The organism is Meiothermus granaticius NBRC 107808, assembly GCF_003574355.1.
Lineage (GTDB): Bacteria > Deinococcota > Deinococci > Deinococcales > Thermaceae > Meiothermus > Meiothermus granaticius.
Window position 1 is genome coordinate 34,158 of the sequence record NZ_QWLB01000027.1, and the last position, 15,260, is coordinate 49,417.

At 63.2% G+C, this 15,260-nt stretch carries 19 protein-coding genes; 10 read left to right on the forward strand and 9 right to left on the reverse strand.

What is annotated here, in order from left to right:
• The first annotated feature begins 12 nt into the window (after positions 1-12).
• Positions 13-219 (forward strand): hypothetical protein, encoded by a 207-nt coding sequence (locus Mgrana_RS17105; protein ID WP_240631327.1) that lies wholly within the window; start codon positions 13-15, stop codon positions 217-219.
• Positions 220-223: 4 nt separating this feature from the next.
• On the forward strand, positions 224-532 hold the full coding sequence (locus Mgrana_RS10520; RefSeq protein WP_119357567.1) for a DUF1905 domain-containing protein: 309 nt from the start codon (positions 224-226) through the stop codon (positions 530-532).
• A gap of 15 nt (positions 533-547) precedes the next feature.
• On the opposite strand, the gene Mgrana_RS10525 is transcribed toward Mgrana_RS10520, so the two are convergent.
• The 3 genes from Mgrana_RS10525 to Mgrana_RS10535 form a co-directional block, all read right to left on the reverse strand.
• Positions 548-1,696 carry an AAA family ATPase gene (locus Mgrana_RS10525; RefSeq protein WP_119357568.1) on the reverse strand — a complete coding sequence of 383 codons (1,149 nt, stop codon included), beginning with the start codon at positions 1,694-1,696 and terminating at the stop codon, positions 548-550.
• Positions 1,686-2,291, reverse strand: a complete 606-nt coding sequence (locus tag Mgrana_RS10530) for a nicotinamide mononucleotide transporter family protein (protein ID WP_119357569.1) — start codon at positions 2,289-2,291, stop codon at positions 1,686-1,688. Before Mgrana_RS10530 ends, Mgrana_RS10525 begins: the two co-directional genes overlap by 11 nt.
• Positions 2,292-2,383: 92 nt before the next feature.
• Entirely contained in the window at positions 2,384-3,070 is a 687-nt protein-coding gene (locus tag Mgrana_RS10535; protein WP_240631328.1) for an NUDIX hydrolase, read from the reverse strand.
• Between the two features lie 104 nt (positions 3,071-3,174).
• On the opposite strand from Mgrana_RS10535, the gene Mgrana_RS10540 reads away from it, so the two are divergent.
• The 6 genes from Mgrana_RS10540 to Mgrana_RS10565 all read left to right on the forward strand — a co-directional run bounded on the left by Mgrana_RS10540 (position 3,175) and on the right by Mgrana_RS10565 (position 9,414).
• Positions 3,175-3,639 (forward strand): CYTH domain-containing protein, encoded by a 465-nt coding sequence (locus tag Mgrana_RS10540; protein ID WP_119357570.1) that lies wholly within the window; start codon positions 3,175-3,177, stop codon positions 3,637-3,639.
• A gap of 31 nt (positions 3,640-3,670) precedes the next feature.
• Positions 3,671-4,339, forward strand: a complete 669-nt coding sequence (locus Mgrana_RS10545) for a vWA domain-containing protein (RefSeq protein ID WP_119357571.1) — start codon at positions 3,671-3,673, stop codon at positions 4,337-4,339.
• Positions 4,336-5,076 (forward strand): PP2C family serine/threonine-protein phosphatase, encoded by a 741-nt coding sequence (locus tag Mgrana_RS10550; RefSeq protein WP_170146448.1) that lies wholly within the window; start codon positions 4,336-4,338, stop codon positions 5,074-5,076. The genes Mgrana_RS10545 and Mgrana_RS10550 overlap by 4 nt, the downstream gene beginning before the upstream one ends.
• 2 nt (positions 5,077-5,078) lie before the next feature.
• Positions 5,079-6,740 (forward strand): helix-hairpin-helix domain-containing protein, encoded by a 1,662-nt coding sequence (locus Mgrana_RS10555; RefSeq protein WP_119357573.1) that lies wholly within the window; start codon positions 5,079-5,081, stop codon positions 6,738-6,740.
• A gap of 94 nt (positions 6,741-6,834) precedes the next feature.
• Entirely contained in the window at positions 6,835-8,724 is a 1,890-nt protein-coding gene (gene speA / locus Mgrana_RS10560; RefSeq protein WP_119357574.1) for a biosynthetic arginine decarboxylase, read from the forward strand.
• A 12-nt stretch (positions 8,725-8,736) separates the two neighbouring features.
• Positions 8,737-9,414 carry an FAD-dependent oxidoreductase gene (locus tag Mgrana_RS10565; RefSeq protein WP_119357575.1) on the forward strand — a complete coding sequence of 226 codons (678 nt, stop codon included), beginning with the start codon at positions 8,737-8,739 and terminating at the stop codon, positions 9,412-9,414.
• Here the strand turns inward: Mgrana_RS10565 and Mgrana_RS10570 are convergent.
• Positions 9,400-10,362 (reverse strand): A/G-specific adenine glycosylase, encoded by a 963-nt coding sequence (locus Mgrana_RS10570; protein ID WP_240631329.1) that lies wholly within the window; start codon positions 10,360-10,362, stop codon positions 9,400-9,402. The genes Mgrana_RS10565 and Mgrana_RS10570 overlap by 15 nt on opposite strands.
• Between Mgrana_RS10570 and Mgrana_RS10575 the strand changes: the two genes are divergently transcribed.
• Positions 10,357-10,941 carry a DUF2270 domain-containing protein gene (locus tag Mgrana_RS10575; RefSeq protein ID WP_119357584.1) on the forward strand — a complete coding sequence of 195 codons (585 nt, stop codon included), beginning with the start codon at positions 10,357-10,359 and terminating at the stop codon, positions 10,939-10,941. The two genes, Mgrana_RS10570 and Mgrana_RS10575, sit on opposite strands and share 6 nt — an antisense overlap.
• Here the strand turns inward: Mgrana_RS10575 and Mgrana_RS10580 are convergent.
• Genes Mgrana_RS10580 through Mgrana_RS10595 form a run of 5 tightly spaced genes read right to left on the reverse strand, consistent with a single transcriptional unit; the run spans position 10,917 to position 14,254 of the window.
• Positions 10,917-11,366, reverse strand: coding sequence for a CoA-binding protein (locus tag Mgrana_RS10580; protein WP_119357585.1), 450 nt, complete (start codon positions 11,364-11,366; stop codon positions 10,917-10,919). The genes Mgrana_RS10575 and Mgrana_RS10580 overlap by 25 nt on opposite strands.
• 34 nt (positions 11,367-11,400) lie before the next feature.
• Entirely contained in the window at positions 11,401-12,300 is a 900-nt protein-coding gene (locus Mgrana_RS10585; protein WP_119357577.1) for a metallophosphoesterase family protein, read from the reverse strand.
• Between the two features lie 4 nt (positions 12,301-12,304).
• The gene (locus Mgrana_RS16830; protein WP_170146449.1) at positions 12,305-12,457 is read right to left on the reverse strand and encodes a hypothetical protein; all 153 of its coding nucleotides are present in this window, start codon (positions 12,455-12,457) and stop codon (positions 12,305-12,307) included.
• A 19-nt stretch (positions 12,458-12,476) separates the two neighbouring features.
• Positions 12,477-13,328: an NAD(+) synthase gene (nadE, locus tag Mgrana_RS10590; protein ID WP_119357578.1), complete on the reverse strand. Its 852-nt coding sequence runs from the start codon at positions 13,326-13,328 to the stop codon at positions 12,477-12,479.
• A complete protein-coding gene (locus Mgrana_RS10595; protein WP_119357579.1) occupies positions 13,328-14,254 on the reverse strand; it encodes a nitrilase-related carbon-nitrogen hydrolase in 927 nt (308 codons plus the stop codon). Before Mgrana_RS10595 ends, nadE begins: the two co-directional genes overlap by 1 nt.
• Before the next feature lie 185 nt (positions 14,255-14,439).
• Here Mgrana_RS10595 and Mgrana_RS10600 point away from each other — a divergent pair, with 185 nt between their 5' ends.
• Positions 14,440-15,210 (forward strand): AfsR/SARP family transcriptional regulator, encoded by a 771-nt coding sequence (locus tag Mgrana_RS10600; protein WP_119357580.1) that lies wholly within the window; start codon positions 14,440-14,442, stop codon positions 15,208-15,210.
• The last annotated feature ends 50 nt before the right edge of the window (positions 15,211-15,260 follow it).

The following is a 15,260-nucleotide window of genomic DNA, read 5'->3' on the forward strand; positions in this document are numbered from 1 at the left end:
GTGTGTGAGGCAGTGAAAAACCACATAGAAACGGGCCAGCCCATGAAGGGCGAGCACGCCAGCTACGACCACCCGGTTTTGTTCCTCCAGCACATGCTCTGGCACGAGGGCTACCGCTTCGGGCAGATGAAGCTGGCGCTCAAGGCCGCTGGGCAGGTGTGGAGCGATGAGGAAGAGGAGAAGTTGGTCTGGGGCTTGTGGCGCGTGGAGGTGTGGTAGGCCCATGAGCCTCGAGTTCAGCGGCAAAATCTGGGAGTGGCGCGGCCCTGCGCCATTCTACTTCGTCACCGTTCCCGAGGAGCACAGCCGGGCCATCAAAAACGCTGAGCGGTTCGTGACTTATGGCTGGGGCATGATCCCAGTAAAGGTACGCATCGGCAAGACCGAGTGGAAGACCTCGCTGTGGCCCAAGGACGGCAGCTACGTCGTACCGCTCAAGGACAGGGTGCGCAAGGCCGAGGGCCTGGGCGAAGGCGATACGGTCACGGTGCGGCTCGAGCTTAGCCCTGGACGCTCTAGCCAAGCGGATTAGGCTCGAGCCTCGCTTTCATGATTTCGGGCCGAGTTGGGGCAATTCGGCCTCGAGGGTGGCGGCTTTCTGGCCCTTGAGCGCCGCCTTCACCTGTCTCACACGCTCATCCAGGTTACCGTGCAGCACTGTGTACACGACCCCCCGGCAGTCCAGATCATGCAGCACCAACCCCTGCATTCGGGAGCGCCAGACTGCATTATCCCGCCAGCCGTCCTGCTCGAACGGGATGTCATCGGCGCAGACGAAGACATGATGGTAACGATCTTTGCAGGCGTTCGCTAATTGGTGCAGCTCAGCCCTTGCGGTCTGATGGTAGTAGTAGCTGAAGAATAGCGTCGTAATCGCGTTAGTGTCCACGAAAAGGTAAGGCTGACCTTCGATAGAACCGCGCTCCTTGTGCTGCCAGGCTTTGACCCGTGCAGAGTCCTCGAGCCTCCGGTGCTCTCTTGCGATGTGGACATAATCCTCGAGGCGCATCACCCCACCGTTTCTCTCGTACACCTCGCGCCCGTATTCCGCAACGAACTCCGTAGAAAACTCTTCGGCCATCCGCTGGGTCAGGGTGGATTTACCGGTGGATTCCGCGCCCAGGAAGACGACTTTTTTCACCGGGTCGAGTTGGTGCAACAAGTGGCGGTGGATGCTCGAGCCCACCAGGGTTTCCAGCTCCCCGAGCAGATGCGGATTCATCCACGTTCCACCGTCCACATCGGGCTTTGCGCCCTCTGCCAAACCACGCAAGAGTTCACGCACTCGAGTCCCCGAAATCGGAAACCGCTTGCGCTCGGGGTCCACAGGGACGTGCTTCGCACCGATGTGCCGGGCGAACCCCTCGCCGTAGGCTTCGCTGGAATATACACGGTCTGCACGGATGTGGTGAAGCTCGAGCCACCCCTTCACGAACTCGCGCTGGGTGAAGTCGTCTGCGGCGTCCGGGGGCGGGTTTTCCGGCACGTAGATTTTTGCACTGGGATAGAGTTCCCGAATCCAGGCCGCGCGGCGCTCGGTGGGCATCTCGGGGAAGTCGGGGTTGGCGTAGACCAGGACGATTAGCTGGTCAATGTTCTCGTCCTCGAGCGCGGTTTCGATCAAAAGCTGATGGCCCTTATGCGGCGGCGCGAACTTCCCCACGATGAGCCCGGTTCTACGGCGGTCAGGCCCCATAAGTCGCCCCCGCCAACACGGAGGATTTCTGTTCCTGCCTGCGCCAATCGAGCCAACCCCATACGCTCAACCCCGCCAATACGAACTGCAACCCAAACTGCGCGTAAAGCCCCAAGTGCCAGAAATACACCGCCTGCACCGCGTTCACGAGTATCCACACCGGCCAGCTCCAGACCCACTTACGCGTGGTGGCGAAGTTGGCGACCAGCGCCAGCGAGACCGCCACGAACTGCACCCAGTTCCAGCGCTGCGCGAAGTCGGTGACGGCCACGGTGTAGCCAGAAATGGCGAGCGAGGCCAGCCAGGTCACGCTGTACCACAAGGGCTCGTTGAAGCGGATCTGGCCCGCGTCCCGCTGTCGCTCCAGGTACCACAGGTACAGCCCATGAACCCCGAAAATCAGGTACGTGACCTGCAATCCTGCCAGCATCCACTGGCCCCCGGCCATAAAGAGCAGAAAGTAGGGCAAGAGCGAGAGGTTCGACCAGTGCCAGTAGGCCAGGCGCTTGCGAAAGAGAAACAGCAGCGAGACCACCAGGCATGCTGAGCCCGACCAGTCGAAAACCCATCCAGGAATGTTGTTGAAGAGGTTCATCGCTTACCTTCTTGGGGCGCACTGCTGGAAAGGTATTTTGGAAAAGCAGCCGTAGGGTTCTTCTTTGGCGCTGTGAAAGTAGATGGGCATGTTCACCTCTTGAAGACGTAGAGTTCTGCTGGGCGGAAATCGGTACCGGTCTCGAGTTCCCCCGTCGGGCGCAGCATTCCCGAGACCAGCATCTTGCGGCGGAACGAGTCCTTGTTGAGCCTGCGCCCCAGAATCGCCTCATGGACCTCCTGCAAGCCGCGCAACGTGAACCGCTCCGGCAGCAGCTCGAAACCGATGGGGACGTACTCGAGCTTCCCTCGGATTCTCGAGAGCGCCATCTCCAAAATCTCGGCGTGGTCGAAAGCCAACTGGGGAACTTTGCCGACCTCGAAAAAAACGCTGTCCTGGGCCAGTTTCCCGATTTTGCTCGCCTCGACCAGCGCGTAATATGCCACGCTGAGGACGCGGGTGCGGGGGTCGCGCTCCGGTGCGCCGAAGGTGTAGAGCTGCTCGAGATAAACTCCTTCCAGCCCGCCCTTCTCGCAGAGCACCCGCGCCGCCGCCGCGTCCAGCGACTCCCGCATCCCTACGAAGCCCCCCGGCAGGCTCCAGAAGCCCCTAAAAGGGTATTCAGCCCGCTTGACCAGCAGCACCTCGAGCCGCCCCTCACGCAAGGTCAAGATCACCACGTCCACCGTGACCGAGGGCCGCTCGAACTGAGTAACATCGTAGGTATCGAGGAATTTGCGCTCTTCTTTGGGGATTTTGCGGGGGCTCGAGGGCTTCACAATGACCTCTTATCTACATCAAGCATATATGCATATAGCAGATAAGTCAATCTTACACAGTTCAGGCTTACAGCCCGGCCATCTGCCCTTGCTACCATAGGCCAATGGGAACCGAGACCGAGCGCAAGTTTCTGGTCGTCTCCGACGGCTGGAAGGCGGGGGCGGTGGGCACCCGCTATCGCCAGGGATACCTTTCCTTCCAACCCGCCGTACGGGTGCGCATCGCAGGGGACCAAGGCTACCTGACCATCAAAGGCCCGCCGCAGGGGATGTCCCGCCCAGAATTCGAGTATCCCATTCCCTTGGAGGATGCCCTTCTGCTGCTGGAAACGCTGTGTCACAAGCCGCTGATTGAGAAAACCCGCTACCGGGTACCCTATGGCGGGCACATCTGGGAGGTGGACGTGTTCGAGGGGGAGAACCGGGGGTTGGTGGTAGCAGAGCTCGAGCTGCCGAGCGAGCAAACCCCCGCCTGCTGGCCCGACTGGGTGGGAGCGGAGGTCAGCGATGACCCGCGCTACGCCAACGCCAGCCTGGTTCAGCATCCCTATTCGGAATGGGGCCCGTAGCCTGTTCCGTTCTGCTACCCTGAGTCTGGCTATGAACCCCATTTTCGAGGGCAACGAGTTCGCTGAAAATCCGGAACCTCGGGCGTTATGCGTATTGGTGTTGGATACCTCAGGCTCGATGTCCGGTCCCCCCATTGCAGAGCTGAATGCAGGGCTTCAGCGCTTCAAAAGCGACCTGGAACGCAGCCCGCTGGCCGCTAAGCGGGTCGAGCCGGTGGTGGTCACCTTTGGTGGGGGGGTGCGGGTGGAGTCTCCCCCCGCCACAGTGGAGCACTTCACCCCACCCAGCCTGCGGGCGAGCGGGAACACCCCACTGGGGGCGGCGCTGAACACCGCGCTCGAGCTTGTGGCCCAGCGCAAGGAGGAATACCGCGCAGCCGGGGTGAGTTACTATCGCCCTTGGGTTTTTGTCTTTAGCGATGGGGAGCCCAACGACGCCTGGCAAGAGGCCGCTGACCGGCTGGCCGCCGAGGAGGAGCGCAAGGGCCTGGTGGTGTTTGCCGTAGGGGTAGAGGGGGCTAACTTCGACGTGCTGCGCAACGTTGCCCGCAAAAATGCCCCCGTGCGGCTTAAGGACGTGGAGCACTTCGCCGAGATGTTCCGCTGGCTTTCCAACAGTCTGCAACAGGTCAGCAGCAGCCGGGTGGGCGAGCAACTGCGGCTCGAGCCACCCAAAGGCTGGGGGGTTATCGAGAGTTGAAGGGCTGGCGGGTGGTGGGGGCCTCGGTGGAGGGGAGCCGCCACCGGGCAGCCGGCCTCGGCTGCGGCGATGCCCACGGCTGGGTTCAAGCCGAGGGGTGGCTGGGGTTGGCGGTAGCCGATGGCGCGGGCTCGGCCCAGTTGGGCGCCAGGGGTGCGCGTTTGGCGATACAGGCCGCTCTGGGGGTGCTGGAGGAGGACCTAAGCGAGCCCCTTGGCAACGGGGAAGGGCTGCTGCAGGGCGCAATGGAGGCCGCCCGGCGGCGGCTCGAGGCGGAAGCCTTAGAGCACCAATGCCCCCTGCCGGAGTTCGCCACCACCCTGCTCCTGGCACTACTCACCCCCCATGGCTTGACCACCGCACAGATCGGGGATGGGGCCATCGTCGCGCGACAGGAAGGAGTTTGGCGGCGCCTGGGTGAGGCCCACAAAGGCGAACATGCCAACGAAACCCTATTCTTGAGCACCTGCGATTCGCTTCGCCACCTTTCGCTGCACACCGAACCGGCCTCCGGGCTCGAGGCCTTGGTTCTGCTCACCGATGGGCTCGAGCCGCTGGCCTTTGACCTGGGCCGGGCCCAACCCCATCCACCTTTTTTCGAAGCCCTTTACCGCTTCATCCACCGCGACCAAGAGCCCATACTCCTCCAAGCGCAGCTACGCGGCGAGCTGTGTTCTCAAGCCATCGAGGCCCGTACCGATGACGACAAAACCCTGCTGATCGCCGTTCCCTACTGAACATGGCTTCCTCGCCTTTGGCCCGGCTGCGCTGCTACACCAGCAACGGCAAAGCCCTGTTCCTGAGCGCCAAACTGGGTTCCGGCGGGGAGGGGGATATCTACGAGGTACTGGGCCAGCCAGGCTGGGCAGCCAAAATCTACCTGCCCAAAAACCGCACCCCAGAGCGCAAGGCCAAGCTCCAATACATGCAGGCCCACCCACCGCAAGACCCCTTTGCCGGAGGGCACCTGACCTTCGCCTGGCCTTTGGAGCTTCTGTATGGGGCACAGCAGGAATTCCTCGGCTTCGTGATGCCACGCCTCGAGACCCGCCAGACCGCCCTGCTGTTTGAGATCTACCACCCCACCGAGGCCCGCAAGCGCGGTCTGGGCTGGCGCTTCCGCCTGGCGGTAGCCCACAACCTCTGCGCGGTGCTAGGCGAGCTGCACGCCTGGGGCTACGTGGTGGGCGACCTCAACGAGAGCAATTTGCTGGTCCACAAGAACGGTCTGATCACGCTGGTAGACTGTGATTCCCTGCAGGTGCGAGACGGGAGGCGGGTCTTCCACTGCCGGGTCCAAAAGCCCGAGTACACCCCACCCGAACTCCAGGGCCAAAGCTATGCCAGCCTGACCCTTACCCCTCAGCACGACGCCTTCGCCTTGGCGGTGCTGATTTTCCAGCTGCTGATGGAGGGCCGACACCCCTTCAGTGGGCGCGGGGTTCAGACTCCGGAGGAGGGCATCCGGGCTGGGCGCTCCATCCTGAGCGGGCTCGAGCCCACCGTGGGCACCCCCAATCCTGCGGTTCTTTCCCCCAGCCTGCGGCGGTTGTTCCTAAGAGCGTTTGGGAAGGGCCAGCGGCCCCGCGCCACAGACTGGAAAACCGCGCTCGAGGCCGAGTATAAGGCCCTGAAGCAGTGCCCCAAGCTCCCCACGCATCAGTACGGCGACCACCTCAAAACCTGCCCCTGGTGCAGTCCGGGGTCGCTGCCTAAGCTCACACCGCCCTCGCCGCTGCCGGGGATGCTCGAGGCGGGCAGGCGAATCTCTTTGGGGGTGCTCCCCACCGCCGTGTGGGTAGGTTTGTTGCTGGGGCTGTTCCGGCTGGGGGTTGGGCTTACGCCGGGGCTCGAGGGAACCCTAAATTTCCCCCGCCTGGTCGGGGAAAATGCGGTCTGGAGGCTATCCACTGGCTGGGGCGTCCCCATCCAGGTGGGGCTCGTCGGGTTTTATGCCGCCGCCCTGACCCTATGCGCCCTGGGCGCTTGGGTGCTATGGGCAAGACGAGGGCAGCGTTTATGGTTGGCGCTCACGGCCTTGATCGTTCTCCCCTACTTCGCCCTGCCCAGGCTCCTGAGCGGGATGGAGCCGGGACAGCTCGAGCCCCTCCAACCGGTCCTGGCCGCGCTCCACGGCCTGACGCTGGTGATAGGAGAAACCGCCCTGGCCCTGAGCGCACTGCCCGGCCTCCTGCTGATGGTGGGGCTCGAGGCCCTCACCAAACCGCTACACCCCTGGGGCATGGTCTGGGCTTGGGGGGTCTGGGGGGCAGGGTTTGGCTTTCTGCTGGGGCTATACGGGCCCCTCCAGAGGGCCCACCGAGCCCGGCTGGCCAAGGGTCTGCTCTATGCCTATATCCTGCTCTGGCTACTTTGGGCGGTGTCAGGGATCTCCCTATAGCATCTCAGGGCAATTGGTCTTACACTTTTTTACTGTGTTGGAGACGCAGGGCAGAGCTGTCTAGCCAAGGCCAACATAGGAGCGCTGAACCGAATTGGAGAAACTCAAACGCTACACCGCCAAGGATGCCGAGGAAACCTACCTGGTACCCCATTGGGCTGCCGGGTTTTTTCGTGTGGGTGAGGACGGACAGCTCGAGGTGACCCCAGACGGAAACGGGGGCCCCAGCGCTTCTCTATACGAGATTGTCTCGGATTTGCGCGATGAGGGCCGCCCGCTGCCGGTGATGCTGCGCTTTCCGCAGATCCTCGAGGCCCGGGTCGTCGAGCTCAACGAAGCCTTTGCCAAGGCCATCCGTAAGTATGGGTACAAGGGCGAGTACCGCGGCCTGTTCCCGGTGAAGGTGAACCAGCGGCGGATGGTGGTGGAGACCGTAGCCAAGGCCGGGAAGCCTTACGCGCATGGCCTCGAGGCCGGTTCCAAAGCCGAGCTGGCCTTGATCCTGGCCCAGGACACCCACAAAGAAGCCCTCATCGCTTGCAACGGCTTCAAGGACGATGATTTTATCCGCCTGGCCCTGATGGGCAAGAAGCTGGGCAAGAACGTGGTGATCACCCTGGAGAAGTTCGCCGAGCTGGGCCGGGTGATGCGGCTGGCCGCAGAGCTTGGCGTAGAGCCGCAGATCGGCATCCGCTACAAGCTCAAAGCCAAGGGCTCGGGGCAGTGGGCCGACTCCGGAGGGGAATCCGCGAAATTTGGCTTCACCACCGTGGAGATCATCAAGGCGGTAGAGATGCTGGCGGGGGCCGGGATGCTGGGCAGCATCGCCATGCTGCACTCCCATATTGGCTCACAGGTCACCGATATCCGCCGGATCAAACAGGCGGTGCGGGAAATTGCCCAGACCTATGTGCAGTTGCGCAAGCTGGGGGCCCCGGTGCGCTACCTCAACCTGGGCGGTGGGCTGGCGGTGGACTACGACGGCTCCAAAACAGCCTTTTACGCCTCGAGCAACTACAGCCTGGGCGAGTATGCCGAGGACCTGGTCTATGTCACCCAAGAGGTCTGTGAGGCCCACAACGAGCCGCATCCCCACCTGGTCACCGAGTCGGGCCGAGCGGTGACGGCGTATCACAGCGTGCTGGTGCTCGAGGTGGTGGACACCATCCGGCCCCCCGGCGAGGAATCTGTGGAGCTGTCCAAGGATGCCCATCCCATCGTCAAGGACATGTACGACCTCACCAAAAGCATCTCGGCCAAGAACTACCGCGAGGTCTACCACGACGCCTTCTCGGACAAAGACACCCTGCAAAACCTCTACGACCTGGGGCTGGTGAGCCTGCGCGACCGGGCCAACGCCGAAAGCCTCTTCTACCAGATCGCCCGAAAAACCCTCAAGCTGGCCCTGGAACTGGACTACCCTGCGGACGAACTCGAGGATTTGCAAAAGCTCCTAGCCGATAAACTGGTCTGCAACTTTTCCATCTTCCAAAGCCTGCCCGATTCCTGGGCCATCAAGCAGATGTTCCCCATCGTCCCACTCAACCGGCTCGATGAGCGGCCCACTCGAGAGGCCACCCTGGTGGACATCACCTGCGACTCCGACGGAAAATTCGACCGCTTTATTGACCTGCACGACGTGCGCAACACCCTACCGGTGCACGAGATTCGCCCCAAAGAGCCCTACTACCTGGGGGTTTTTCTCACCGGGGCCTACCAGGACGTGCTGGGCAACTCCCACAACCTGTTCGGGCGCATCGGCGAAGCCCACGTGACCGTAGATGAAGAGGGCTACGATATCGAGCGCTTCATCATGGGTGAGAAAGCCCGGCGGGTGATTGAGAAAATGGGGTATGAGGAGGGAGAGCTGGCCGAGTCGGTGGAAAAGCTGGTGCGCAGCTCCAAGCTCACCCCGGCAGAAAAGGGCAGCTTCATGGAGCAGTACGCGCGGGAGCTGGTGGGATATACCTACCTCGAGGACTAGAGAAGGCTTTTTGTGGACTATGAGGTGCTGATCATCGGCGCAGGGTTCGCCGGTTCGGAAGCCGCTTACGCCCTGGCCCAAAAAGGGGTGAGGGTCGGGTTGATGACCCAGAGCCTGGATACGGTGTTTCTGCCCTTTACCGCGGTAGCCCGGCCCTTCCCCCCCGGCAGCCTGCTCGAGCAGGTAGGGGAAGATGGGCTCAAGGGCTGGGAGCTACACCGCCGGGCCAAATACCGGCTCGAGGCCCAGCCCAACATCCATCTCTACCAATCCTCGGCCTCTCGGCTGCTGCTCGAGGGGTCTGTGGTGGTCGGGGTGGAGACCTGGGAAGGCCCCCGCAAGCGGGCGGCCAAAACCGTGCTGGCCCTGGGCAGCTTTCTCAACCCCCAGCTCCACATCGGCAGCGTGACCGAGACCGCCGGGCGGCTCTCCGAGGTGGCCTACCCGGAGCTTTACCAGCAGCTGCTCGAGCTGGGGTTTGCCTTTGTGCCCCAGCAAGCCGAGGTTCCCGCCCAGGGGGGCAGCCCAGGCTATCGGGTCACCTACTGCACCTTTGCCCCGGAGGAGTGGGAACCCCAAACCTTCCGCCTGAGACGGCTGGAAGGGCTGTATGGGCTGGGGTTGTGTGTCTTGGGTACGGGAACCTATGCCCAGATGAGCCGCGAAGGGATGCGCCTAGCCACACGGTAAAAGATCCGCCTGGGCCAGCTCGAGAATCTTTCGATCCAAGCGGGACAGGGGGCGATTCCCGGCGTCCCCCAAGCCGTTCCCTGGAACCCGGTAAACCTGTACCCGCAGCTTGCGATGGGTGAAGGCGTGTTGCACGGTCCCAACCCGCTCGGCCCTCTCGAGGCCAAGCCGCTGCAGCAGCCGCTCCAAAGCCCCCGCACCCTCCTCGACCGGCACCCCCCATAACCCACCCAGCAGGCGCCCTTCCCGGCGCTCCAGGTACAGCCCATCGGGCCCCACCCAGACCAAAGCCACCGCTTCCACCGGGGTTTGTACCCGCTTTTTCGGGGTGGGATAGCGACCGGGTTCAGCCTTGCCCCGGCAGAACCACGCCACCGGACACCGCTCACAGCGTGGGGTCTGGGGGAGACAAACCGTCGCGCCGAGCTCCATCATGGCCTGGTTCCAATCCCCAGGAGCCTCAGGAGCCAGCAGCTCATCGGCTTTGGCCTGTAGTTGCTTGGGGCTTGGGGCCTCCCAGGCCATCCAGCGGGAGAGCATCCGCCGCACGTTGCCATCCACCGCGGCCACCGGCTCGCCAAACGCAATCGAGGCCACCGCCGCTGCGGTATAGGGGCCCAACCCCGGCAGCTCGAGCAGCGCGGAATAGGTAGACGGCAGCTCCGAAACCGTTTGGGCCAGCCTGTGCAGATGGCGGGCCCGGGCGTAATAGCCCGCCCCTTGCCAAACCCGCAGCACCGCCTCGAGCTCGGCCTGGGCCAGGGCCGCAAGGCTGGGAAAAACGGCAAGAAAGCGGTGGTAGTAAGGAATGGCCTGCTCTACCCGGGTCTGCTGCAACAAAACCTCCGATAGCAGAATGCGGTAGGCCTCGGTCTCCCCTCGCCAGGGCAGATTCCGCTTATGCTGGTAATACCATCCCAGCAGGGCCTGTTGAAGACTCGTATGCAATTGACTCCCGACGATAAAACCGCGCTCACCCATTTATACCGAGGTGAGCTCTCGAGGATGGTGGCCTACCGCACCCGGCTGGACACCACCACCAACTGGACCGTGGTGACCTCTGCGGGCCTCATCACCTTCAGCCTAGGCAACGCCGCCGTCCCTCATTACGTGTTGCTGATGGCGATGTTTCTGATCCTGCTTTTCTTGGTCATAGAAGCCCGAAGATACCGCTTCTACGAGCTGATTCGGCAGCGGGTGCGGCTGCTGGAAGCGGGCTTTTATGCCGAGGTGTTGGGCAAAGAATCTATGGATTGGATTACCCCCTTACACCAAAGCCTCCTTCATCCCCGGCTTCCCATCAGCCTGCTCCAAGCGCTGGCGGTACGGTTGCGCAACGCCTATCTGGGCATCCTGCTGATGGTGTATCTCACCTGGGGGCTCAAGCATTACCTGTTGGGGAAGTCCCTGCTAGACTCGGCGAGGATCGGCGTCCTGCCCGGCTGGGCGGTGCTCAGCCTGCTGGCCCTGATTTTTTTAGTTTTGTTGGGGCTGGCGGTTTTTCATTCCGTCCCCGAGGAAGATTGACCCAACCCGCGGGCCTGCGAGGATTGACCCAACCTGCGGCGATGCTCCACCATCAGGCAGCGGTCCTGCACCACGGCGATCCCGGCTGCCTCGAGCCTGGCGGCAAAGGCATCGTTGCGAATTCCCGACTGCAACCAAACCAGCTTGGGCTTGGCCTGGAGAATATCGTCCAGATGCTCAAACAGCACCTCGCTGCGACGAAACACATCCAGCACATCAATGTCCTGGTGGAGTTCGCCGAGCGAGCCCACCACCGGCTCCCCCCACAACCTCTGCCCCACCTGAGCTGGATTCACCGGCAGGATCCGGTACCCCGTGCGGTAGAGGTAGTCTGGAACGAAAAAGGCCGGCCTATCCGGCCTCGAGCTAGCCCCCAGCACCGCAATGGTATGCGCGCTTCGCAACAAGGTTTCCCAGTTCTCCATGGTTCCCATTCTGGCCCAAAGCCGCCCAGCCGACCTACCCAGTCCCCACAAATCGCTCGGGGAAAGCCTGCTGAAACAGGCGCCACGACTCCTCGTCGCGGGGCAGGCCCTGGCGGTTGGCCCAGATCCAAAAGGGGGTCAGGAGGCTGCGGGCCAGGCGGGTCTCGAGCTGGAAGATCTGCGCCCCCAAACCGCATTCCTCCAGGAGTCCAGAGGTCTGGAACTGGCGCAGGGCCGAGGTCAGGTCGTAGGGAACCTGGCGAAACTCGGTCTGGATCTGGGTCCCTGCGATTTCAAGGACCAGGTACTGGGCCCGGGTGTCGCCGTTGAAGGGCGCCCCCACCGCTCCGCTGTTGAGAAACAGAGACCCCTCGAGCGGATACAAAAACGGGCGGTGGGTGTGGGAGCCTACCAAGACCTGCGCGGGGTAGTCCTGGGCGATCTCGCCCAGCACCTCCAAGCTCTGGTGATCGTCGTAGCCCTCACGGTAATGCCGGGGTGAGCCGTGGGTGATGCGCAAGTAGGCCGGTTGGCCCAGGCCCTCGGCCCGCTCGAGGCCCACCACCCCTCCCCTCTCTTCCACCGCCACCTGGAACGGCAGGGTATCCAGCCAGTCCAGATGGGCCGGCTCGAGCTGGGTCGCCGCCCAGCCAGCGGGGGCAAACAGCGGATCCTGGTACAGCTCGGACAGCGAAGGGTCGTGGCGGGCCCATTTGAGCACCAGATCGTCGTGGTTGCCCAGGGTAAACCAAACCTTGCCATGCTCGGCGGCAAAGCCCCACAACCGCTCGAGAACCGCGCGGTTGGAGGGCCCCCGATTGATAAAATCCCCGTTGAACACCACCAGATCCGGTTCCACCCGACGCATATCGCTCAGGACCGCTTCTAAAGCCGGAAGGTTGGCGTGGATGTCGGAAAGAATGGCGATGCGCACAGCTTTACCCCAGGCGGATGGCCAGAATCACCACATAGGCGAATAACCCCGCCCCCATCAGCAACACCGCCAAAAACAGCCACCAAGCTGGGCTGCGCGGTCGGCTGAAGATGAAACCCAACAGGGCAATCGCCACGAGTATCCCTAGACCGATCACCCTGCAATTGTAGCCCGGTCTATCCCAATCGAAAGTCCAGCGGGCGCAGGTAGAACTCATGAATCGCCGTGGTGCTCACCACCGCCACCGCCGGCAGATGGCGCTTCCAGTGGGTGCGGTTGACCAGGCGCTTGACCCGTTCCACCTCGGCCTCGCTGTACCCCATGCGCACAATGTAGGCATCGGGATACCCCTTGAGGTAATGCTCCAGGATCACGTCCGCTCGGCGATAGGCAATGCCCAAGTCTGACTCATCGGTCTGGCCCACCTCGAGGTCTGCGGTGGGGGGTTTGCCCCGAACCACCTCGGGCACCCCCAGGTGCTCGGCCAAGCCCCAAACCTGGGTTTTGTAGAGGTCCCCCAGGGGGTTGATCGGGCCGGTATCGGCCACGTCATGCCAGGTGTAGTAACCAAACAGCCGTTCGGTTTTGTTGCCGGTTCCCAGGTGCAAGGCGCCGTATTCCTCCGATTTATCAAAGCCCACGATGGTACGGGCCCGGGCCATCACGTTGCCCTTGCGCCGCGCACTCAAACCCGGCACCTGCTGAGCGTATCCCTCCACCATGGCGGTGATGTCCACCACCTCGTAGTGAACCCCGAAGGTCTGGGCCACCAGCTCGGCATGCTCGCGTGACTCGGGCCTCGAGATGGCGTGCGGCATGAAGATGGTGTAGACGTTCTCTGGCCCCAGGGCTCGCGCCGCCAAGGCCACGGTCAGCGCCGAGTCCACCCCCCCGGAGCTGGCCACCACGGCCTTATGGAACCCGCGCCAGCCGAGTTCCTCGCGGAGGAAGCGCTGCAAAAACTCCGCCACCAGCGGGTAGTTCAGCTCGAGCACCTCGTGTCCCGGAACCGCTTCAATCACCCGCATCAGGCCCTCTCCCGTAGCAGCACACGTTGCCCCGCAGCCCGAGGGCGCGAACCCTGACCCCGTTCCAGCACCCGCTCGAGGTCTGGCCACAGCAAGGGCAGCCCGCTCTCGAGGTCGGCCAGGAGCGGGTTGTCGTAGCGGATGGGAGGAATGCGGTCGAGGTCAATATCCCCCAACAGCACCGCCTCCTCAAACACCGGGGCCTGCCCCAAAAGGTTTCCCTCCGGTCCAGCAATCACGCTGCCCCCGGCCAGCCCCTTCCCCGCCTCCAAGCCCACCAGCGACGAAAGCACCACATACACCCCATGCTCCGCCGCGGTGGCCTGAGCCAGGCTCTTCCAGCGAATCACGTTGGCGGGCTCGCTGCCGGCAAAGCCTCGAGCCGGACTGGCCGAGGGCACATAGAGAATTTCCGCCCCATCCAGGGCCGCGATCATGCCGGTGGCGCTGTGCCAGAAATCCTCGCAGATCAGCGTGGCCACCCGCCCAAAGCGGGTATCAAAAGCCTGCACCCGGCTGCCCCGCGAAAGATAACGCTCTTCATCAAATACGCCATAGGTGGGCAAAAACACCTTGCGGTGAACGTTCAGGAGGCCCCGCCCGCCCAGCTCGAGATAGGCCGCAGCATTGTAGTAGGTTCCCCCTTCACGCTCGTAAAACCCCACCACCATATCGAGCTTCCCCGGCCACTCCAAGTGGCTGAACAGGGCGGCAGTGTGCTCTACCAGCTCGGCTTGGGTCAGCGCCACCTCGCGCACCCCTCCCTGAAGGAAATAGGCCGAGAGAAACGCTTCGGGAAGCACCACCACCTCGGGCAGGCGGCCCTCGGTCTGGCGCAACCCGCGCAGGGTGGCGGCCAGGTGCTCGAGGTTGGCCTGTAGGTGTCCCTTTTGCGGCTTGAGCTGTAACACAGCGTGGCGAATCATCTCAGGCTTCAGTCTACGCCTCCAAGCCTGGATTGGCGCAGCGGGGTTCCCCCTAAAGATTAAGGGGGCCGGCCCAGGAGGTAACGCTACCGTAACGGTGAAGGGGGTACAACTATGGACGGTTCATTGGCCGGTATGAATTTCAGCGCCTATTCGCTCATCTCCCTAAGGCCTTTAGGAGGCCCATGGAACCCCATCCCAAACCGACCCAACCCGCCCTTATCCTCCATACCGCCCTGGCCGGGGTCCAAACCGCAATCCGCCAGCTAGGTCGGCCCAGCCCTCCGCAAGAACCGCTCCAGCGGCTGCTCGACCAGGTGCGCTCCCAGCTCGAGGAACTCGAGCATTACCTATCGCAGCCGGGGAAGGGGGGTACCAAAACCGGGCCCAAACTGCCCCCTTTCCTCCAGCTGCGCCTGCTGGGAAGCTCGAGTGTCCAGTGGGGCAGGCTCTCCTACGAGCTGCGCCCGCGCTTTGTGGAGTTGCTGTGTGTGCTGGCCCTGCACCCCGAGGGGCTGACCAGTGAGGGGCTGGCCCTGGCGGTGTGGGGCGAAGGCGGCGATCCGGGGTGTGCCAAGACCGAGCTCTACCGGCTGCGGCGCTGGATCCCGCTCGAGAGCCGGCCCTATCGGTTAGCAACCCCGGTAGTTGCCGATTTCCTGGAGGTGATTTACCTGCTGCGGCAGGGCCACCCAGCGCAAGCCCTCGAGCTGTACAAAGGCCCCCTGTTGCCGCGCTCGGAGGCCCCTGAGGTGGTGGAGACCCGAGTCTGGCTCGAGGAAAGCCTGCGGGAAGCCGTGCTCCACTCCGGCCAACGCGAGCTGGTTTGGGGCCTGGCCGAACGGCTGGGCAGTGACCTAAGCCTGTGGGAAGGGGCGCTCGAGCTGCTCCCCCATAGCGACCCCCGCCGCCCCCTGGCCACGGCTCAAATTAACCGGCTCAAAACCCATTGGTGATCCGGGCCCCTTGATGGGGGCCCGGATCACCAATGGGTTTTGAGCCGGTT